Source organism: Bacillus sp. 196mf, assembly GCF_003217275.1.
Classification (GTDB): Bacteria; Bacillota; Bacilli; order Bacillales; family Bacillaceae_G; genus Bacillus_A; species Bacillus_A thuringiensis_S.
The window spans coordinates 673-21,315 of sequence record NZ_QJTG01000038.1; the positions used below are offsets into that span (position 1 = coordinate 673).

Here is a 20,643-nt window from a genome sequence, read left to right on the forward strand (position 1 = left end):
TGCAGCAAGTAGTAGCAGAACCACAAGTGGAAGAACAACCAATGCAACAAGTAGTGGTAGAGCAAGTACAAAAGTCAATTTCAAGTACAGAACCAAAAGAGAAAGCATATGTTGTAAATCAAAGAGAGAACGATATGCGAAATGTATTGCATACACCACCGACATATACTGTTCCGCCATTAGCGTTGTTGTCAATTCCACAGCAATCAGCGCTAGATAATACAGAATGGTTAGATGAGCAAAAAGAATTATTAGATACAACGTTTAATAATTTTCATGTTGGAGCACATGTTATTAATGTATCGCAAGGGCCAGCAGTAACTCGTTTTGAAGTACAACCAGACCCAGGCGTGAAAGTAAATAAAATTACAAATTTAAGTGATGATATTAAGTTAAGTTTAGCTGCGAAAGATATTCGTATTGAAGCGCCGATTCCAGGAAAGAGTGCGATTGGAATTGAAGTTCCAAATAAAGAAAGTAAGCCGGTATTTCTTCGTGAGATTTTAAGAAGTCCTGTATTCACAAAGAGTGAATCGCCACTTACTGTTGCGCTTGGACTTGATATTTCAGGTGATCCAATTGTAACGGATATTCGGAAAATGCCGCACGGACTTATTGCGGGTGCAACGGGTTCAGGTAAAAGTGTGTGTATTAACGCGATTTTAACGAGTATTTTATATAAAGCGAAACCACATGAAGTAAAGTTAATGTTAATTGATCCGAAGATGGTTGAGCTTGCGCCATACAATTCTGTTCCGCATCTTGTAGCACCTGTTATTACGGATGTAAAAGCAGCGACAGCTGCGTTAAAGTGGGCAGTTGATGAAATGGAGCGTCGTTATGAATTGTTTGCTCATGCTGGTGCTCGTGATTTAACTCGCTATAATACAATTGTAAGCGAGCGAGATATTCCAGGTGAGACATTACCTTATATCGTTATCGTTATTGATGAGTTAGCCGATTTAATGATGGTAGCACCGGGTGATGTTGAGGAAGCGATTTGTCGTATTGCGCAAAAAGCACGTGCTTGTGGCATTCATTTATTAGTTGCGACGCAGCGTCCATCTGTAGATGTTATTACAGGTTTAATTAAATCAAATATTCCAACGCGTATTGCGTTTACTGTATCATCTCAAGTTGATTCACGTACGATTATCGATATTGGGGGCGCGGAAAAATTACTTGGCCGTGGTGATATGTTATTTTTAGGGAACGGCACATCTAAGCCAGTTCGTGTACAAGGTGTATATGTATCGGATGATGAGATTGAAAAAACAGTTGATCATGTGAGAAAGCAAATGAAGCCGAATTACTTATTTAAGCAAGAGGATTTATTAGCGAAAACAGAACAGGCTGAGTCGGAAGATGAGCTGTTCTTTGATGCATGTCAATTTGTTGTAGAACAAGGGGGAGCGTCCACATCTTCTGTACAGCGAAAATTCCGTATTGGTTATAATCGCGCAGCACGTCTCATTGAAGAGATGGAATCGCAAGGGATTATTTCTGAAGCGAGAGGAACTAAGCCGAGAGATGTCCTTATTTCTGAGGATGAATTTGCTGCTATGCAGGAAACGAATGTATAGTCCACGGTTTTGCTGTATACTAATAGAAAATGTTGGATAGTAAAGTAGGGAGTAAAGCGACATGAAAGAAATTGAATTAAAATTAAAAGGTGAAATAAATCGACTAACAAATAAAACATTTAAATTTGACGAACGCGTTGGGGAAGGTTGGTTCTCCGCCGTTTACTTTTTAAAAACTAGAGAAATTATTGAAGAATTTCGCCCGAAAAGTGTTGTAACGATGCAATTTTTCCAAAAAGAAAATGCAGTCCTTTGCGGAACGGATGAAGTGATTGCATTGCTGCAAACATTCGCTAAAAATCCTGAGGAACTTGAGATTCACTCTTTAAAAGATGGCGATAAAATTAGTCCATTTGAAACAGTGTTAACAATTCATGGTCCTTATGAGAATTTCGGATTTTTAGAAGGTGTAATTGATGGGATTTTAGCTCGTCGTACATCGGTTGCAACAAACGTATATAATGTTGTCCAAGCTGCACGTAGTGTAGATAAAGAAAAACCAGTTATTTTCATGGGAGATCGTGACGATCATTATACACAACAAGCTGGTGACGGTTATGCAGCATACATCGGAGGTATGAGCGCACAAGCGACGCATGCGATGAATGAATGGTGGGGCAGAAGTGGTATGGGAACAATGCCTCACGCATTAATTCAAATGTTTAATGGTGATGTTGTAGAAGCGGCAAAAGCATATCATAAGAAATTCCCAGAAGATGAATTAGTTGTACTCATTGATTACAATAATGATGTTATTACAGATGCACTTCGTGTAGCGCGTGAGTTTGGATCAACATTAAAAGGTGTGCGTGTAGATACGTCTCGAACAATGATTGATCAATACTTTATTCGCCACCCAGAAGTACTTGGAACATTCGATCCACGTGGTGTAAACCCATCGCTCGTATTTGCACTTCGCAAGGCGCTTGATGAAGAAGGATTCCAGCATGTAGACATCGTTGTAACTGGTGGATTTGATGAAAAACGTATTCGTGAATTTGAAGCTCAAAAGGTACCTGTTGACATATACGGGGTAGGAAGTAGCTTGTTAAAAATGAATATTGGCTTTACTGGTGATAATGTAGAATTAAATGGGAAACCAGAAGCAAAAGCTGGTCGTAAATATCGTCCAAATCCACGCTTAGAGCGTGTTCAATTAGAAAAAAGAGAAGATATGTAAAAGAGAGAAAAACTGATAGGTGATTGACCCTATCAGTTTTTCTGTTATCATAGTATAGCGGCTTCTTTTTTGCTATAATGGACTTGTTATGGACATATAAAGAAGTACGTACGAGTTTATCCTGATAAGTGAAGGGAAAGAATAACTTCACTACATCAAAAATGTATGATGATTACCAAAATAAGAAAAGATTCATATACTGTCTTATAGATAGGCCGTTGTATTAGTTCGAAATGTTGGAGGTTCTTTAAGATGACAGTTTACCATTTTGTAGGAATTAAAGGAACAGGAATGAGTTCATTAGCGCAAATTCTTCATGATATGAAGCATACTGTTCAAGGGTCTGATTATGAAAAGCGTTTCTTTACACAAACAGCGTTGGAAAAGCGTAGTATCTCGATCCTTCCTTTTGATAAGAATAATGTAGAAGAAGGACAAGTGATTATTGCAGGAAATGCATTTCCTGATACGCATGAAGAAATCGTAGCAGCAAAAGAATTAAACATCCCAGTCCATCGTTACCATCACTTCTTAGGTGACCTGATGAGCCAATACACAAGTGTTGCTGTAACTGGTGCACACGGAAAAACATCAACAACAGGTTTGTTAGCCCATGTAATGCAAGGTGCACACCCGACATCTTACCTTATTGGAGATGGAACAGGGCATGGGGTAGAAAATAGTAAGTATTTTGTATTTGAAGCTTGTGAGTATCGTCGTCATTTCTTGTCTTACAATCCAGACTATGCAATTATGACGAATATTGATTTTGATCATCCAGATTATTTTGCAGACATCAATGATGTATTCAGTGCATTCCAAGAGATGGCATTGCAAGTGAAAAAAGGCATTATTGCATGTGGAGATGATGAAGAACTTCAAAAAATTCAAGCGAAAGTACCTGTTATTTTCTATGGATTTGGAGAAGATAATGATTTCCAAGCACGTAACATTCAAAAGAGAACAGATGGCACGATATTCGATGTATTCGTTCGTAATACGTACTATGACACGTTCAAAATTACAGGATACGGCAACCATAGCGTATTAAATGCATTAGCAGTAATCGCGCTTTGTCATTATGAAAACGTTGATGTAGAAGCAGTAAAACATCAATTAACAACTTTTGAAGGCGTAAAACGTCGCTTTAATGAAAAGCCGATGGGAGAGCAAGTAATCATCGATGACTACGCACACCATCCGACAGAAATTAATGCAACGATTGAAGCTGCTCGTCAAAAACATCCAGAGCGTGAAATTGTCGCTGTATTCCAGCCACATACATTCTCACGTACAGAAAAGTTCTTAGATGAGTTCGCAGAAAGCCTAAGCAAAGCTGACCAAGTATACTTATGTGATATTTTCGGATCAGCACGTGAAAACAAAGGTGAATTAACAATCGAAGATCTGCAAAAGCGTATTGACGGTGCAGAATTAATTACAGATACAACAACGGATGTATTAAAGAAACATAAAAACGGCGTTCTAATTTTCATGGGCGCAGGTGACATCCAAAAATTCGAAGCGGCTTACGTAAAAGAAGTTCAAGTTGCAGAGAAATAATAGAAAAGACGCATAGCTTGGCTGTGCGTCTTTTTTGTTGTGTTCAACTTTTATTTATGTATTGACCTAGAGCTAACTCTAGGTTGTAAGATGAAAATGTAAAAACAAGGGGGAGAGAACATGTATAAAATCGGTGAAGTAGCAGAATTAACAGGGATGGGCATTCACACTTTGCGCTACTATGAGAAATTAGGTTTATTACCACCACCAACGCGATATAGCGGTATTCGTCAATATACAGAAGGCGATGTACGTTTATTAAAATTTTTATATTCATTAAAACAAACTGGGATGTCATTAGAAGAGATGGCTGAGTTTGCAAGTGATGGGTGCATTATAGAGGAAATTAGGCAGAAGAAAGAGGAAGTACCAGCGAAAGTAAAAAAGAGAATTTCCATTTTAACAACGCACTTGGAGCGATTAAAAGAACAGCAGGAACAATTGCAAAAAGTTATTCAGCTAACGGAGGAGAAGTTAGAAATTTATTACGGTTTTCTAGAAGAAAAGGACTTGGAGGCCGGCAATGAAAAATAAAGTATATACGCAGTTATTAGGTTTTGCGATATTTACTGGTGGGACATTTAATGCGTCGAAATATGCGGTGCAGTATTTCGACGTAATTCATATAGCAGCATGGCGTTTTGGGATTGCTGTATTTGTGATGTTATGTTTGTTAAAAATACGAAAAGATTTTGATTTGAAAGTATGGATGCAGAATAGGACCTATTATCTTTTGCTAGGTATTGTTGGTGTATTCGGCTTTAACTTCTTTTTCTTTTTAGGAATGAAATATACAGAAGCTGTTAATGGTGCACTTATTATGGCGACAAATCCTCTCGTTACGACGCTGTTAGCAAGTGTCATTTTACGAGAGAAAATTGTGAAGCGCCAAGCTATTGGAATGTTACTTGCACTAATTGGCGTTGTTTTTGTACTTACACAAGGTTCGTTTACAATACTACAACATTTATCATTTTCAAAAGGGGATTTTTATATTTTATTGGGGAATATTTGCTGGGCGTTATACGGCGTGCTAGGCAGACGGTTTATTAAAACTGGTAATCCAATACAAACGACGACATATACGATGACTATTGGTGCACTCGCCTTTATTATCATATCTTCTACACAAAAAAGTATAGTACCAGTTTTAGAAATTCCTTTGTTGGCATGGGGAGCAATTCTCTTTATGGCAATTGGAATGAGTGTGCTTGGTTACTTATGGTGGAATAATGGAATTGCTCAAATTGGTGCAGCAAGGACATCATTATTTTTTAATCTAGTGCCTGTTGTTACAATACTTATTTCTTTTATTGAAGGAGTCAATATAACATCTGCACAATCTGTAGGAATGATATTAGTTATTACGGGAGTATCGTATTCTTCTGGTTTTATACAAAGAAAATCAAAAGAAAGTGTTAATATTTAACTTTTTACACCTAAAAATGTTAGAATAATAAGAAAACTAAAAAGGGGACTAAAAAGCATGTTCACACTCCGAGTAGATGACGAAATCGAACTACAATTACTAGAAAAACATCATAAAGAGGAATTATATCAATTATTAGATCAAAACCGTAATCATTTACGGAAATGGCTCCCTTGGGTAGATGGGACAAAATCTGCTGATGCTTATGATGAAATTTTTCCGATGTGGTTAAAGAAGTTTGCAGAGGGAGACGGTTTTGAAAGTGGTATACGTTACAAAGGAAAGCTCGTTGGGATGGTAGGTATTCATCCAGTGAGCTGGGGGAAGAAAGCCGCGAGTCTTGGGTATTACCTTGCAGAAGATACTGGAGGAAAAGGCGTTATGACGCGTAGCGTGAAGGCTGTGCTTCAATATGCATTTGAGAATTTAAAATTAAATAAAATGGAAATCCGATGCGGTGTTGAAAATGTGAAAAGTCGCGCTATTCCAGAGCGTTTAGGGTTTAAGTTAGATGGTATTTTACGAGATGAAGAATGGTTATATGATCATTTCCATGATGTCGCTGTATATAGTTTATTAGCTTCAGAATGGAAAGAGATTCGATGAACGAGAAGATTCGTATTGTTCCATATGAAAGTACGTTTCAAGAGGAAGTAGTAGATCTTATCGTTCATATTCAGCAAAAAGAGTATAATGTTCCCATTACGAAAGAAGAGCAACCTGATTTACTTGAAATAGAAACATTCTATCAAAAGGATCACGGAAACTTTTGGGTAGCAATTTATGATGGGAAAGTAGTTGGAACAGTAGCTTTATTAGATATTGAGAATCTTCAAGTAGCGCTAAGAAAAATGTTCGTGAAGAAAGAGTTTCGCGGAAAAGAATGGGGCGCGTCACATCGTTTTTATGAAAAGAATGGTTTTCAAAGTGTGAGTATAGATCAGTTGCCGAAAAATTTTCCAGTGTTACAGGTAGATAAGAAATTTTATAGGTACATTGTGTAAAAGGTCATTTAGAAATGGCCTTTTTCTATGAACCAAAATGGAAATAGTGGTATAATTTGGATTAGGGGGTGTAGGTATGAACTTTCCAATTCAAAGAAGTAAGTCAGTAGTCATTTTTGTTTGTCTTACGTTAGCTTTTATGTGTATATATCCAATTTTCATGCTTTTCACTAATAAAGCGCATTGGATATCGGCGTTGATTGGGATGGGTTTATGCTTCATTGTAAATGTACCACTTGTTTGGGAAGTATTTATTAAAAAACATAAAGTAGAAAATGGCGTATTAAAGTACGGTGTTTTAAATGACGATATTGTATTGAAAGAGATAAGAATAATTCGTCAAGTTGGGAAATCGCTTGAAATTATGACGAATGCATATAAAGTACATATAATTGCGATGCCGCAAAATATGAATGAATTTTTGGCGCTTATTGAGAAAGAAAATCCACATGTGAAAATAGAAATGGTAGGTAAGAAATGAAATATGTAAAACCTTTGTTTTGTTTGGAAATTTTGCTTGTGTTTGCTATCTGCACTAGGGTAAATATGAAATGGAACCTGCCTTTATATGTACCAATATTAATAGGTACTATCACAGTGGCACTTTTATATTATTTTCATTTTCAGCAAACAAAAAGTAAGAACAGTAGATCGATATAGGGTGAGGATAATAAAAAACGCTCGGATATAATTCCGAGCGTTTTTTATTATTTTAAGTTTTCTGGGTTTAAAGCTTCTAATTCAGGTACAACGAAGCGTCCGTCTTTACGGATTAGTACGTCGTCGAAGTAAATTTCACCGCCGCCGTATTCAGGGCGTTGGATGCATACTAAGTCCCAATGGATGTTTGAGTTGTTACCATTCCATGCATCGTCGTAAGCTTGTCCAGGAGTGAAGTGGAAGCTGCCATCGATTTTTTCATCGAATAGGATGTCTCCCATTGGATGTAAGATGTATGGGTTTACGCCGATTGCGAATTCACCAACGTAGCGTGCGCCTTCGTCTGTATCGAAGATTTTATTAATGCGTTCTGAATCGTTTGCAGTTGCTTCAACGATTTGGCCGTTCTCGAACTTAAGTTGTACATTTTCAAATGTATAACCGTTGTAAGGAGATGGTGTGTTGTAAGAAACTGTACCGTTAACAGAGTCACGAACTGGTGCAGAGTATACTTCACCATCTGGAATGTTTAAATGACCTGAGCATTTAATTGCTGGAATGTCTTTAATAGAGAATGTTAAGTCAGTTCCAGGACCAGTTAAACGAACTTTATCTGTTTTATTCATTAATGTAACAAGGCTATCCATCGCCTTATCCATTTTACCGTAGTCTAAGTTACATACTTCAAAGTAGAAGTCTTCGAAAGCTTCTGTACTCATTTTAGCAAGCTGTGCCATAGAAGCATTTGGGTAGCGAAGAACAACCCAGCGTGTTTTTGGAACGCGAATGTCTCTATGAACTTTTTTGCCAACTGTTTGGCCATGAACTTTCATACGCTCACTTGGAACGTCAGCTTGTTCATTAATATTATCGCCAGAGCGAAGACCGATATAAGCGTCCATGTCTTTCATTACGCTTGCTTCATATGCAGCGATTTGTTCGAAATGTTCTTCAGTAGCACCCATTAATAAAGAGCGATCTACTTGATGATCTTTTAAAGAGACGAATGGGAAACCACCAGCTGCATATGCTTCTTTTACAAGTGCAGTTACAAGTTCTTTTTGTAAGCCAAAGTTTTCAATTAATACTTTTTCACCTTTTTGTAAGCGGATAGAGTAGTTAATTAAATTGTATGCTAACTTTTCAATACGTGGATCTTTCATATGTAAAGCCTCCCTACTAATTATGTATCCTCTCCTATTGTAACCTACTTAGTGGAATTTGTTGAATGATTTATGTTACAGTTAACGAATAAGTATGAAAATTCTAATGATGAGATAGGGATTAGAATGAAACGGAAAATGATTGTATAATAGGGGAAAGTATGAAAAAGATAAAGGAAGTGATGAAATGCAAGTTCTTTTATATGTAAGTGCGGCTATTATCGCGGTTGCTTTCGCAGTATTAGTAGTGTATGTATGCAGAACGTTGTTATCGGTTCAGAAGACGTTAGAAAACGTTGCAAGCACGTTAGAAGGTTTAGAAAAACAAATGCAAGGAATTAGCGTAGAGACAGAGCAATTATTACATAAAACGAATGCGTTAGCTGATGATATTCAACAGAAGTCACAGTCATTAAATAAAGTGGTAGCGGGTGTAGATGGGATTGGAACGACAATCCAATCCTTAAATACGAAGCTTCGTAATGTATCAGACTCTGTAACGGACGAAATTGAAAATAACGCTGATAAAGTAGCGCAAGTTGTACAGTGGAGCAGTGCGGCGATTGAAGTATACAATCATTACCGTGCGTCGAGACAAGAGAAGAAGGTTGAAAAAGAAGAGCGTAAATTAGAAAGAATTGAGAAAAACGCTGAAAAGAAAGAGAAGCGCTCTAGATTTCGTATGAGAGGTGAATCGTGATGAATATGACAAAGCTTGAAACAATTGAAGAGCTTGAAGTCTTAGTAGAAAAGAATGAGCCGTATGTTCTTTTTAAACATAGTACGACATGCCCGATTAGTCACGGTGCATACACAGAATTTCAAGCGTATTGCAGTGAAGAAAGAGAAGTGCCAGCGTATTACTTATACGTACAAGATGCAAGAGATGTGTCAAATCGTGTTGCAGAACAATACAGTATTAGACATGAATCCCCGCAAGTATTATACATAAAAGATGGTATGGTAGTATGGAATACATCTCATTGGAATATTAAAAAAGATGCTTTAGAAGAGAATATAAAGTAAAAAGAAGCAAGCTAAAGGTGCTTGCTTCTTTTTTTTGTTTTTGTTGAAATATATTTAATGGTACACTATTAATAGTTCAAACTAAATAACTAGATTGTTGAAAGTAGGTTTTAAGTAATGAAGAAAATGGCATTATCCTTCGCAGTCGTAAGTTTATTACTGGGAGCTTGTAGTAACAATAGTAATACGATTAGTAAGAAGGATGAAGTTATACAAAAAGATACAAAAGAAAAAAGTATGATTCCGAGAACTGCTGTTTCTAAAGATTATTATAGAACTGTTATTCCTTTAAAAGAACAAAAGGTTATTAATACAGCTAATATAAAAACAAATTCTAAATTAGATTTAGCAGAGTATGAAAATGGTTTAATAAATATTGCAACGCAGCAATTTGATACAGAGAGCCACGTACTGCAATTAAATCAGTATATTCCAGAGAAACTAGTTGATGAACTAGTTGCGAAAGTAGAAGCGCCAGTTTTGACGAATATTATAGAACAAGACTATTTCGGAAAACAGAATTCAAATGAATTAAGTTTATCTGGTGTTATGATTGGCTTAGCTATGTCTTCAAGTGTATCGAATGAAGAAGCTATGTCTAAAGGGTCTGAAGTTGCTAAACAACTTATTGAAGCTATTAACAAAAATGATAAATATAACAAATCTCCAATTACGTTTGCTATCTTTAAGCAAGAAAGTACAAGTTCTTTAAAAAATGGTACGTATATTGCTAGTGCTACTGTTCAAAAGAATGATACGAACCTTGGAAATTGGAGTACAATTGATGAAAAGTCGTATTCATATCCTTCTGATGAATTTACACAAGCACATGGAGAAGATAATACAAAAATAACTAACTTTGCTAAGGAAATAAAAGGTTTTTCTACTGGAGATTTTATTCCAGTCAACGCAAAAGTTTCTTATAAGAAAGATCAAATGGATACATTAAATATGAATATTGTTATTAAATATAACGGTAAAACAGAATTAATGGCTCTTACCCAATTGGCTGCGCAAGGTATGTTGGACAAATTGCCTAAAGATGCGAAAGTACAATTACAGATCAAGTCCGAGAGTAAAATTGAGGCCGTTATTATAAAAGAGAAAAACAGTGATAAACCGTTTGTTTCCTTCTTGTAAAAAAGACAGTATGTAAACTGTCTTTTTTTTTATTTTAAATGAAAATATACAATGTTTTTTGATGGTAATTAATTGCTGTATATCGTGTGACAATCGTATATGTATCAACTATAATAAGTTATCTTAAAAAAGTAATATATAGGAATTTGAAAGATGTGGCTTTTTTATGGCATCACAACAATTAGGTCGTTTACGTTCTGAAATTGATCAACTTAATTTACAAATATTAGAGTTATTAAACGAAAGAGGTCGTCTCGTACAAGAAGTTGGTACTTTAAAAGAAGTATAAGGTGTGAAACGTTTTGATCCTGTACGTGAAAGAAATATGCTGGATTTAATTGTAGAGAATAATAATGGTCCATTTGAAACTTCGACTTTACAACATATTTTCAAACAAATTTTTCAAGTTGGCTTAGAGTTACAAGAAGAGGATCATCGTAAAGCACTACTTGTGTCTTGTAAGAAAAAATAGAAGATACGATTGTTGAAAGTAATGCGTGGTGGTGCTTTCAAGCCACATACTTCACCGTATGATTTTCAAGGTCTTGGATTAGCAGGATTACAAATTTTACGCCAAGTAGCAGATAAATATGATTTGGCTGTTATTAGTGAAATTTTAAATCCAAATGATATTGAGATGTCATTAGATTACGTTGATGTTATTCAAATTGGCACTCACAATATGCAAAACTTTGATTTGCTAAGGGCAGCTGGTGCTGTAAATAAACCAGTATTATTAAAACGTGGTCTATCAGCAACGATTGAAGAATTCATTAATGCGGCAGAATATATTATGGCAAAGGGAAATGGGAACATTATTTTATGTGAACGAGGTATTCGCACGTATGAAAGAGTGACGCGTAAGACGCTTGATATTTCCGCTGTACCGATTTTAAAGAAAGAAACACATTACCTGTTGTTGTCGATGTAACGCATTCTACAGGGCGACGTGACCTTCTCTTATCAACTGCAAAAGCAGCGATGGCAATTGGTGCAGACGCAATTATGGCTGAAGTACATCCAAATCCCGCTGTAGCTTTATCAGATGAGGCGCAGCAAATGAATATTCCGCAGTTCAATGATTTTATGAATGAATTAAAATCATTTGGAAGTAAATTATAAAAACTTTTAATGAGCTGTTCCAATAAGGTGTTTTGGGGCATCTGTATAGAGACTGTCATTGTCGATTTTTGTTGGTAAGTTGATATATTTAAAAAATCGCTGATATAATTAGAGTTGTGGTAGATATATTTGGAAAATCGCTGATATATTTCGAGTTACGGTTCATATATTCGAAAAATCGTCGATATAAATTTCATTTACTATCGTACCGCTTAAAATAAGATTTCTACTTAGGAAACATCTATTTTTTTACAAAAAATGCTCTTTTTTCATAAAAAATACGAAAATACGAGAAAAGAAGCGAATTTTTTCGAAACTTTTGCGGGAAAATATTGTATGAGCCTGCGTTTTTATCGTATCATTAGTAAAAGGAAGAACTCGGGACGATTGGTGGCATCTGCAAATAGAGTTGATGTCTTTTTTTCATTCAAGTAACCGATACATAAAAATAGATAACAAAAATAGAAGGAGTGTGCGATGAGATGAACGTAACAATCTATGATGTAGCGCGCGAAGCGAACGTTTCAATGGCTACCGTATCACGCGTTGTGAACGGTAACCCAAATGTAAAGCCTACAACAAGAAAGAAAGTATTAGAAGCAATTGATCGTTTAGGGTACCGACCAAATGCGGTAGCACGTGGACTAGCAAGTAAGAAGACAACTACAGTAGGTGTTATTATTCCTGATATCTCAAATACGTTTTATGCAGAACTTGCACGTGGAATTGAAGATATCGCAACAATGTACAAATATAACATCATTTTAAGTAACTCTGACCAAAACAAAGAGAAAGAGTTCCATTTATTAAATACGATGCTTGGAAAGCAAGTGGACGGAATTGTTTTCATGGGTGAAGATATTACAGACATTCACATTGAAGAATTTAAAAAATCTCCAGTACCAATTGTATTAGCAGCGTCATTCGATGAGCAAAATGAAACGCCATCAGTAAATATTGATTATACACAAGCAGCTTACGATGCAATGAAGCACTTTATTGAGCAAGGACATAAGCGTATCGGTTTCGTCTCTGGTCCATTCATTGATAAAGCGGGAAGCGCGAAGAAGTTACAAGGTTATAAAAAAGCTTTAGAAGAAGAAGGTATTTCATATGATGAAAATCTTGTAATCGATGGAGATTACACATATGACTCAGGTATCGAAGCATTCGAAAAGCTTTGGAGCAATGATGAAAAGCCAACAGCAATCTTCGTATCGTCTGATGAAATGGCACTAGGTGTAATCCATGCAGCACAAGACGCTGGATTAAACGTACCAACTGATGTAGAAGTACTTGGTTTTGATAATACACGCCTTGCATTAATGGTTCGTCCGCAACTTTCAACAGTTGTACAACCGATGTATGATATCGGTGCAGTAGCAATGCGTCTATTAACAAAGTATATGAACAAAGAAAAAGTGGAAGATCACACTGTTATCTTACCTCACCGTATCCAATTTAGAGATTCAACGAAGTAAGTATAAAAAAGCTCACAGCGATTGCTGTGAGCTTTTATTCATATTCAGGATAATATTTTTCAATTACTGTATCTACATTTTCATTTTTCTTAACGTGTAAAAATCTTGCGTACAATTCTTTTCCAGTTTCAAATGGCGTATCGTCTAATTCAAACACATGTAACACTTTTCGGAACGTCCATGTGATTTGCTCATCATACATATTATCGTATGTGTGCTCCGATTGTATAGCTATCTTTTCACCTAGTTCATGAGCTTCTTCTAAACTGTTTGCCTTAACAAGAATAATACTTTCTTCAAAAAGTGTATCGTGATTCTCTTCATAATCCTCATCAATTTTCGTAGGATCAGGCTCACCAGTATGAACAGACTCAAACAATAATTTTACAGCGTACACATTATGCTGCATGTTTCACTTTATAAATAATACTTGCGACAAGCGAAGCAGGTATTGTAAATACGTTACTTTGATAATGGTAATGTACTTGGGATTCTTCATAAGACATGTTGTCATATAGTTCGTTTTGTGAGACATTCATTTTTTTCTGTTTTTCTTTGAGCATTTTAATGTAGTTGTACTGTATTGGGACGAGAATGATGAAATAAGCTAATACGATTAGTGAAATCCAAATCATTATGAACACTCCCTTACAAAGAATATTTGTATATGGTAATTATATCAATTTATATGAAAAATATCCATATTTTCCTAGTGGTCAATTTCTTTTCCAAAATGCAAAAAGTTCTTCAGCGCTTCGTAAATTATGTTCAAGGCATGTTTGGGCAGTGCGTTTTAAAACTTTGTATTAACTGTTCAAATCTAGAAGGGTCATATTGTTTCACATGGCCAGTAATAATGGTTTCATCTTTGTCTAAGTCAATTGTAATTTAATCGAATCACTCTACTTGTTTAAAATATCCTACAATATCATCTTCCAATTGAAATTCTCCCTAGTTTATAGCTTATTTAGAAGATTTCTCTATAAATTGTATGATTCCTTGTTATATGTCACATAAGTGCAAATTTACCTATTATAGGGCAATGTCATGTATAATAGAAAGAAAAGGCTTGTGAGGGGGGAGAAGAGATGATCGTTCTTTGGATAATTACGCTTTGTATGACTGCTATTTTTGCATATATGACGTTAAAACAAAATGGCTTAAAGCGATTTGTTCCAGGAAGTATTCTTGCAGGAATTGCCCTTATCACGTATGTAATTTCTATTTTTATTGAAAGTGTATCAGTAGATATGAGCACAAGTTTAATGTTTATTGGTATTACACTATTTGCAGGTAGCATTATGGTACTTATGGTTGCTGGTATTATTTTATTTATTCATATGAATTCGGAAACGTTATAGCATATAGAAAAGGCATGTCCCGAGGGACATGCCTTTTTATCCGTTCAATTATGCTCTATCTTTAGAAGAGTTTTGCTGTTTTAGTAAGTCGCGAATTTCGCCAAGAAGTTCTTCTTCTTTTGTTGGTTCTGGAAGTTCTTCCTCTTTTTCTTCTTCTCTTTTAGATGTTAGTTTGTTGAAAACTTTAACAAACATAAAGATAGCAGCTGCAATAATTAAGAAATCAAAAATAGTTTGGATGAAGTTACCATACATAATAGATGATTTACCGAATGTAATTTTTAAATCTGTAAAGTCAACGCCACCTAATACCATACCAAGTAATGGTGTGATGATATCTTTTACTAAAGAACTAACGATTTTACCGAATGCAGCACCGATTACAACCCCGACAGCTAAATCGATTACATTACCTTTGAATGCGAATTTTTTAAACTCGTTCCACATGTGTTAATCCCATCCTTTCCACGATTCATTATGAAATTTATAATTCCTATCAACATATTCTATAGAAATTTACGAGAGAAATAAAGAGGAAATGGGAATGAAAGTAAATTCTGAAAAATGTATCCGTTTTAATTTTTGTTTACATCATCTAGTAAAGATTGTAGCATTTGCTGCGTTTTTAATCCTTCTAATCCATCTACAACAGGCTTTGTATCTCCGTGTACACATTCAATAAAATGATGAACAGCATCTTCAAAACCACGTTGTTTTAACGTTGTATCCCATGATGGGGAACCGCTTTGTGAAACTGAGTTTTCCTGTTCAATTTCAAATGTGTTCATATTTTTTACGCGAATGATTTTCCCTGGCGTTACAAGTTCAATTTGTTCTAAATTTGTACCGGCATGGCGATGCATTGCAGTAGAAAGTAACAGTCCACTTGGAGTTGTATATGTATGATGTCCGTAAAGAAGTTCATTCTTTTCATTGATTTGCATCATATTGTGAACGACGTTAAGGTCATTATTAGCTAACCAGCGAGCTGTATCTACAATGTGTAAATAATCATCTAACATAGTGAAATCGTACGTATATGGCCCGACTTTATTTGTGCGATGCTTTTCAATTCGAATCCATGAAATATCATTAGCCTGTTCTTTGGCAGCGACATACATAGGAACGAATCTGCGATTAAATCCGACCATTAATTTTCGGTTATATTTCTCGCTCAACTCGACTAGTTGCTCAGCTTGTTCCACTGTAGCTGCTAGCGGCTTATCAACATAAACGTCGATCCCTTTTTTCAGAAGTTCAGAAACGATTTCATAATGTGATGCAGTTGAACTATGCACGAAGATTGCATCGCATTCCGAAGCTAACATTTCAATAGAATGAAAGTCTTGAATCCGGTATTGCTGGCAAACTTGTTTTCTTTTTTCTGCGTTAGGTGTAAACGCCCCTACAAAATTCCAATCAGTTTCTTTTGTAAGTGTTGGAAGATAGGCCTTTTGCGCAATACTTCCAAGTCCAATCATCCCAATTTTAGGTTTGTTCATTTTTATTCCCACCCTATTAATATTAATGTAACGGCTTAAATGTAGCATAGGGTGGGGGAGGAAGGCAAAAATTAGCTTTTTACTTACGTCCTTCTAACAAAATCTTCTCTATCTCTTCAAAGTGATGAGCGCGAGCATGCTCTAACGGGGTAACACCATCATGGTCTGGAATATTTACATCTGCACCGTGCTCAATAAGAAGGCGAATGACTTGTTGCTGTGTTTCGTTTCCGTTACTTAGTACGATGGCTTCCATTAAAGCTGTCCATCCGAGGTTATTTACATGATTTACATCAATAGTTGTTCGAGTGAGGAGTTCTTTTATAACGTCAATATAGCCATGTTCTGAGGCTGGGATAAGAGCTGTTCCGCCGTAACGATTTGTAATCATAGGATCTGCACCAGCATCAATTGTTAGCTTTAAAATGTCTAAGTAACCTTCCGCACCGGCGTATAGAAAGGGATTGTTTTTCATGTCATCTTGGATGTTTACGTCAGCACCAGCTTCGATAAGCATTTTTGCGGTTTTTACATCATTTTTGTATGTTGCAATCATAAGCGGAGTGCGTCCTTGATTATCCGTCGCATTTATATTTGCGCCTTGTTTTAGTAAAGATATAACAGTATTCGTTTCATTTTTTTCAGTAGCTGCTAGTAGTGCAGTCTCTATGTTTGTCATCTCCTTTTTTACTTCTTGTTCTTGCGAGCATCCTTGTAAAAAAATTACGCAACATATCATACTGAATGTTTTTTTGAACATGGAATTTCAACCTCCTAATTTCAACTGTAAAATAGGAACATTAAATTTTTATAAACTGACGCTAAAATTACTATAAAATCGCTTGAGTATTTGAACATATATTTTTATGCTTATGAATATGAAGGATGGGTAAAGTGAGGATGTAAATGATGTCTATTAAAACAAGGTTTTTATTTTCTTATATTGCTGTAATTCTCGTTTCTATTATGCTCATATTAGTCGCGGGATTTTTAATTGTTTTTTCGATAACAGGTGACTTGGAAGCAGTGAAAAATTTCTATAAAAGTTCTTACATTCAAAAGCCGCTTACAGCAGAAGAAGAGAATGCCTATCTTGAATTAAAATTAGCGGCAAAGCAACATCAATCTCAATTATTAGATGAATCGTTCGTTTCATTAATTGAAAAAGAAGGCGTGAAAATAATTGTAAGAAAGGGAGAAAACATTTCTTATGCTACAAAGGGTTTTGAAAGTTCGACTTTAACAGAAGCCCTTCCGAAATTTGAAGCAGCAAATATTAATAGTCGTGGTACAACGGAACTAGGTGATACATTTTATCGATATGTAAAATTTGATTTTTATTTTGCAGAGAAAGAAGAAGGGAGTATATTTGTACTAAAAAAGCAAAGTTCATTTGTAGATCTTACACAAAAATTATTTCCAATCTTATTCGTATCGCTTTTACTATTAGCTATTTTACTTATTGGGCTATTAAGTTATCTCGTTTCAAGAAGTGTAATAAAACCAATTTTTGTATTGAAAGGCGCAACAGAGAAAATTAAAGAAGGAAATTTAGATTTTCAAATGCCAGTTACATCGCACGATGAAATAGGTCAATTAAATCAAGGATTTGAGGAAATGAGGAAGAAGTTAAAAGAATCGATTGAAGTACAAACGCAGTATGAAGAAAATCGAAAAGAACTTATTTCAAACATATCGCATGATTTAAAAACACCGATTACATCTATTATCGGATATGTAGAGGGAATAAAGGACGGGGTAGCAAATACGCCAGAAAAAATGGATAAGTATTTAACGACAATTCACACGAAGGCAAAACATATGGACACACTCATTGATGAACTCTTTTTGTTTTCAAAGCTCGATTTGAATCGAGTTCCATTCCAATTTGAGACAGTTGAATTAAATACGTTTATGCAAGAATTAATAGAAGAGATGCAGATGGATTTAAGTGAAGAAGGTATAGAAGTTAACTTACAATTACATTCATCGCCATTATATGTAACGGCTGATTGCGAAAAGATAAATAGAGTTATATCAAATTTAATTCATAATAGTGTGAAGTACATGGATAAAGAAGAGAAGAAAATTACTGTAACAGTATCGAGTGATAACAATAAAGTTATTGTGAAAGTGATGGACAATGGATCAGGTATAGAATCTGATACGCTACCGTATATCTTTGAACGTTTTTATCGTGCAGAACAATCGCGAAATTCTAGCACAGGTGGAAGTGGACTTGGTTTAGCAATAGCGAAGCAAATTGTTGAAGAACATGGCGGGGAAATTTGGGCGGAAAGCGAGCTTGGTAAAGGCACAAGCATTTTGTTCTCATTGGAAAAAGTAGAGGAATGTGGTGAGTAAATTGAAAAGAATTTTACTAATAGAAGATGAAGTAAGTATTGCAGAATTACAGCGAGATTATTTAGAAATTAATGATTTCCAAGTTGATGTAGAGCATTCAGGAGAAACAGGTTTACAAATAGCACTGCAAGAAGAATATGATTTAATTATTTTAGATATTATGCTCCCGAAAATGAACGGATTCGAAATTTGTAAACAAATACGTGCTGTAAAAGATATTCCGATTCTACTTGTTTCAGCAAAAAAAGAAGATATAGATAAAATTCGCGGACTCGGATTAGGAGCGGATGATTATATAACGAAACCGTTTAGTCCAAGCGAATTAGTTGCAAGAGTAAAAGCACATATTGCTCGTTATGAAAGATTATCAGGAAATGTAAGTAAGCAACGTGATACGCTATACATTCACGGAATTTCTATCGATCAACGGGCGAGGAAAGTTTTTATAAACAATGAAGAAGTGGCATTTACAACGAAGGAATTTGATTTATTAACATTCTTTGTAACACATCCAAACCAAGTATTAAATAAAGAACAGTTATTTGAACGCATTTGGGGATTAGATTCCGCTGGTGATTTAGCCACTGTTGTCGTCCACATTAGAAAGCTACGTGAAAAAATTGAAAGAGATCCTGCCCACCCGCAATATATTGAAACAGTATGGGGAGCTGGTTATCGTTTTAATGTGTAGGGAACCTGCCGAGTAATTGGCAGGTTTTTTTGTATGTTATTCGAATGAAAAGGAAGGAATAGGTAATTTATGTTAAAATGTAAAGAGAAACAAAACAGAGGAGAGCATGAGGGGCGTGCTATATGTTGGGGGATATATTAAAAGATAATAAATCAAACAAGGCTTTAAAGATTGGAACTAATATCGTACTTATCTTATTGATTATTGGTGCAATACAAATGTTTTATGATGAAGATTCTACGAATGATCATTTTGGTTGGTTCTTTTTTGTGATCTTTTGGGTAATTAAAAGCATTTCTAGCTCTAAGGTAAGTTTAAAAGATAGAGATAAAAAGTCGGTATTACTTGATGTGGGTTTAGTTGTTATTTCTTGTATTTTTTTAGTTGTTTTTAGTGTGAAATATTTCTTTTGAAAAAAGCTCATAGTCTTATAGAGGCTGTGAGCTTTTTGTCAGTGTTTAGGTTTTCTTAATAATAACGGTACTAACGATTTATAAAATGTTTGAGTAGTAGAAGTAAACTGAGTAGCCTCTTCTAAAAAAGGATAATGGTTGCTGTTTTCAAATGGAATGAAGATAGAATTACGTATCCCATCATGCATCTTGATAGAATACTGAATTGGGCACTGTACATCATATCTTCCGCATATAATAAGTGTCTTTGTTTGGATGGAAGGTAAATACTCTCTTAAATCAAATGAAGGATATTCATTGACGAAAGCATTCATCCGGCTAACGGACATTGTTTTTTTGATTGGTTTACAAAAATAAGAGTTGTAGTTTTCTGGTTTATACAATGATAATTTTGTTCTCTTAGTAGATAGTTCTTTCCGTTCTTCACTTGTAAGGTGAGGGCTTTTTAAGTTTTCGATGAGCTCTTGCATATAATGAAATTGTGAATGTTCGGGATGATAAATGCAAAATGGTGTTTCGGTATAGTTACTTGCTGCAGCTCCTACTACGGCTAATGATTGTAAGGAATTTGGATATGTAATCGTATATAAAAGTCCAAGCATACCACCTGTTGAATGGCCAGCGAAATGCCATGTTGGAAGTTGTAATGCTTCTCGTATGGCTTCCAAGTCGTGGATTGTTTCAATCATGCTTAATTCGTTTTCTGACTGGGCGGTTACAGAGCTACCAGTATCTCGTAAATTAATGAGAAATACACGATGCGTAGCAGTAAAAACATCCGCAAAGTAATCACCAGTTTCATTAAATTGTGAATAGTGATGTGTAATACAAAGCGATTCGCCATCTCCTTTTGTAAAGAGTTCAAATGTGCCACGTTTCGTGTGGATCATTTGTCGTTTCCACATAATATCACGACCTTTTCTCATAAAAGTTGGGCCAGGCTGTTATGAAATGAAAATAT

The 20,643-nt window shown here is 35.4% G+C and carries 26 protein-coding genes and 1 pseudogene; 20 read left to right on the forward strand and 7 right to left on the reverse strand.

From position 1 onward, the window contains the following. From ATL10_RS27725 to ATL10_RS32025, 9 genes are all read left to right on the forward strand, one after another. Positions 1-1,583 (forward strand): DNA translocase FtsK (locus tag ATL10_RS27725; RefSeq protein ID WP_110497933.1); only part of this gene is annotated, 1,583 nt, incomplete at its 5' end. A gap of 61 nt (positions 1,584-1,644) precedes the next feature. Then, positions 1,645-2,763, forward strand: coding sequence for a nicotinate phosphoribosyltransferase (locus ATL10_RS27730; protein ID WP_016080041.1), 1,119 nt, complete (start codon positions 1,645-1,647; stop codon positions 2,761-2,763). A gap of 252 nt (positions 2,764-3,015) precedes the next feature. After that, entirely contained in the window at positions 3,016-4,326 is a 1,311-nt protein-coding gene (murC, locus tag ATL10_RS27735) for a UDP-N-acetylmuramate--L-alanine ligase (protein WP_000219468.1), read from the forward strand. 120 nt (positions 4,327-4,446) lie between these two features. Continuing rightward, a complete protein-coding gene (locus tag ATL10_RS27740) occupies positions 4,447-4,860 on the forward strand; it encodes a MerR family transcriptional regulator (RefSeq protein ID WP_075718451.1) in 414 nt (137 codons plus the stop codon). Beyond that, the gene (locus ATL10_RS27745; RefSeq protein WP_110497935.1) at positions 4,850-5,755 is read left to right on the forward strand and encodes a DMT family transporter; all 906 of its coding nucleotides are present in this window, start codon (positions 4,850-4,852) and stop codon (positions 5,753-5,755) included. Before ATL10_RS27740 ends, ATL10_RS27745 begins: the two co-directional genes overlap by 11 nt. Positions 5,756-5,812: 57 nt before the next feature. Then, a complete protein-coding gene (locus ATL10_RS27750; RefSeq protein ID WP_075718453.1) occupies positions 5,813-6,361 on the forward strand; it encodes a GNAT family N-acetyltransferase in 549 nt (182 codons plus the stop codon). Beyond that, positions 6,358-6,759, forward strand: a complete 402-nt coding sequence (locus ATL10_RS27755) for a GNAT family N-acetyltransferase (RefSeq protein WP_110497937.1) — start codon at positions 6,358-6,360, stop codon at positions 6,757-6,759. The genes ATL10_RS27750 and ATL10_RS27755 overlap by 4 nt, the downstream gene beginning before the upstream one ends. A gap of 76 nt (positions 6,760-6,835) precedes the next feature. Beyond that, positions 6,836-7,240 carry a PH domain-containing protein gene (locus tag ATL10_RS27760; RefSeq protein WP_110497939.1) on the forward strand — a complete coding sequence of 135 codons (405 nt, stop codon included), beginning with the start codon at positions 6,836-6,838 and terminating at the stop codon, positions 7,238-7,240. Next, the gene (locus ATL10_RS32025; RefSeq protein ID WP_075718459.1) at positions 7,237-7,419 is read left to right on the forward strand and encodes a hypothetical protein; all 183 of its coding nucleotides are present in this window, start codon (positions 7,237-7,239) and stop codon (positions 7,417-7,419) included. Before ATL10_RS27760 ends, ATL10_RS32025 begins: the two co-directional genes overlap by 4 nt. Before the next feature lie 47 nt (positions 7,420-7,466). Here the strand turns inward: ATL10_RS32025 and ATL10_RS27770 are convergent, their stop codons facing one another. After that, positions 7,467-8,582 carry an aminopeptidase gene (locus ATL10_RS27770; protein ID WP_000654729.1) on the reverse strand — a complete coding sequence of 372 codons (1,116 nt, stop codon included), beginning with the start codon at positions 8,580-8,582 and terminating at the stop codon, positions 7,467-7,469. 187 nt (positions 8,583-8,769) lie between these two features. On the opposite strand from ATL10_RS27770, the gene ATL10_RS27775 reads away from it, so the two are divergent. The 7 genes and pseudogenes from ATL10_RS27775 to ccpA all read left to right on the forward strand — a co-directional run bounded on the left by ATL10_RS27775 (position 8,770) and on the right by ccpA (position 13,351). Continuing rightward, positions 8,770-9,282 (forward strand): DUF948 domain-containing protein, encoded by a 513-nt coding sequence (locus ATL10_RS27775; protein ID WP_001197721.1) that lies wholly within the window; start codon positions 8,770-8,772, stop codon positions 9,280-9,282. Then, a complete protein-coding gene (gene ytxJ, locus ATL10_RS27780; protein ID WP_001057469.1) occupies positions 9,282-9,608 on the forward strand; it encodes a bacillithiol system redox-active protein YtxJ in 327 nt (108 codons plus the stop codon). The genes ATL10_RS27775 and ytxJ overlap by 1 nt, the downstream gene beginning before the upstream one ends. A 117-nt stretch (positions 9,609-9,725) precedes the next feature. Beyond that, complete coding sequence (locus ATL10_RS27785) at positions 9,726-10,748, forward strand: CamS family sex pheromone protein (RefSeq protein WP_000738029.1); 1,023 nt, start codon at positions 9,726-9,728, stop codon at positions 10,746-10,748. A 166-nt stretch (positions 10,749-10,914) separates the two neighbouring features. Then, entirely contained in the window at positions 10,915-11,037 is a 123-nt protein-coding gene (locus tag ATL10_RS32240) for a chorismate mutase (RefSeq protein ID WP_000168213.1), read from the forward strand. Between the two features lie 3 nt (positions 11,038-11,040). Beyond that, positions 11,041-11,220 (forward strand): chorismate mutase, encoded by a 180-nt coding sequence (locus ATL10_RS32245; protein ID WP_000819174.1) that lies wholly within the window; start codon positions 11,041-11,043, stop codon positions 11,218-11,220. Between the two features lie 21 nt (positions 11,221-11,241). After that, positions 11,242-11,870, forward strand: a pseudogene (locus ATL10_RS27800) (bifunctional 3-deoxy-7-phosphoheptulonate synthase/chorismate mutase). A 482-nt stretch (positions 11,871-12,352) separates the two neighbouring features. Further along, complete coding sequence (gene ccpA / locus ATL10_RS27810; RefSeq protein WP_001103303.1) at positions 12,353-13,351, forward strand: catabolite control protein A; 999 nt, start codon at positions 12,353-12,355, stop codon at positions 13,349-13,351. 34 nt (positions 13,352-13,385) lie between these two features. Here the strand turns inward: ccpA and ATL10_RS27815 are convergent, their stop codons facing one another. Together ATL10_RS27815 and ATL10_RS27820 are read right to left on the reverse strand one after the other, a co-directional pair. After that, positions 13,386-13,748: a DUF4288 domain-containing protein gene (locus ATL10_RS27815; RefSeq protein WP_139213282.1), complete on the reverse strand. Its 363-nt coding sequence runs from the start codon at positions 13,746-13,748 to the stop codon at positions 13,386-13,388. Between the two features lies 1 nt (position 13,749). Then, positions 13,750-13,986 (reverse strand): DUF3949 domain-containing protein, encoded by a 237-nt coding sequence (locus ATL10_RS27820; protein WP_000637899.1) that lies wholly within the window; start codon positions 13,984-13,986, stop codon positions 13,750-13,752. 453 nt (positions 13,987-14,439) lie between these two features. On the opposite strand from ATL10_RS27820, the gene ATL10_RS27825 reads away from it, so the two are divergent. Then, positions 14,440-14,712 (forward strand): DUF3917 domain-containing protein, encoded by a 273-nt coding sequence (locus tag ATL10_RS27825; protein WP_000636589.1) that lies wholly within the window; start codon positions 14,440-14,442, stop codon positions 14,710-14,712. Positions 14,713-14,760: 48 nt separating this feature from the next. Here the strand turns inward: ATL10_RS27825 and mscL are convergent, their stop codons facing one another. The 3 genes from mscL to ATL10_RS27840 all read right to left on the reverse strand — a co-directional run bounded on the left by mscL (position 14,761) and on the right by ATL10_RS27840 (position 16,974). Then, positions 14,761-15,159 carry a large-conductance mechanosensitive channel protein MscL gene (gene mscL / locus ATL10_RS27830; protein ID WP_000267003.1) on the reverse strand — a complete coding sequence of 133 codons (399 nt, stop codon included), beginning with the start codon at positions 15,157-15,159 and terminating at the stop codon, positions 14,761-14,763. 128 nt (positions 15,160-15,287) lie between these two features. Further along, entirely contained in the window at positions 15,288-16,214 is a 927-nt protein-coding gene (locus ATL10_RS27835; RefSeq protein WP_023523189.1) for a Gfo/Idh/MocA family protein, read from the reverse strand. Positions 16,215-16,293: 79 nt separating this feature from the next. Then, complete coding sequence (locus tag ATL10_RS27840; RefSeq protein WP_097946389.1) at positions 16,294-16,974, reverse strand: ankyrin repeat domain-containing protein; 681 nt, start codon at positions 16,972-16,974, stop codon at positions 16,294-16,296. Positions 16,975-17,123: 149 nt separating this feature from the next. Between ATL10_RS27840 and ATL10_RS27845 the strand changes: the two genes are divergently transcribed. The 3 genes from ATL10_RS27845 to ATL10_RS27855 all read left to right on the forward strand — a co-directional run bounded on the left by ATL10_RS27845 (position 17,124) and on the right by ATL10_RS27855 (position 19,682). Then, positions 17,124-18,578: a HAMP domain-containing sensor histidine kinase gene (locus ATL10_RS27845; protein ID WP_098508927.1), complete on the forward strand. Its 1,455-nt coding sequence runs from the start codon at positions 17,124-17,126 to the stop codon at positions 18,576-18,578. 1 nt (position 18,579) lies between these two features. Then, positions 18,580-19,269: a response regulator transcription factor gene (locus ATL10_RS27850; RefSeq protein WP_003271808.1), complete on the forward strand. Its 690-nt coding sequence runs from the start codon at positions 18,580-18,582 to the stop codon at positions 19,267-19,269. A 122-nt stretch (positions 19,270-19,391) separates the two neighbouring features. Next, complete coding sequence (locus tag ATL10_RS27855; protein WP_090976884.1) at positions 19,392-19,682, forward strand: hypothetical protein; 291 nt, start codon at positions 19,392-19,394, stop codon at positions 19,680-19,682. Between the two features lie 38 nt (positions 19,683-19,720). Here the strand turns inward: ATL10_RS27855 and ATL10_RS27860 are convergent, their stop codons facing one another. Continuing rightward, the gene (locus tag ATL10_RS27860) at positions 19,721-20,608 is read right to left on the reverse strand and encodes an alpha/beta fold hydrolase (protein ID WP_369812828.1); all 888 of its coding nucleotides are present in this window, start codon (positions 20,606-20,608) and stop codon (positions 19,721-19,723) included. Positions 20,609-20,643: the final 35 nt, after the last annotated feature.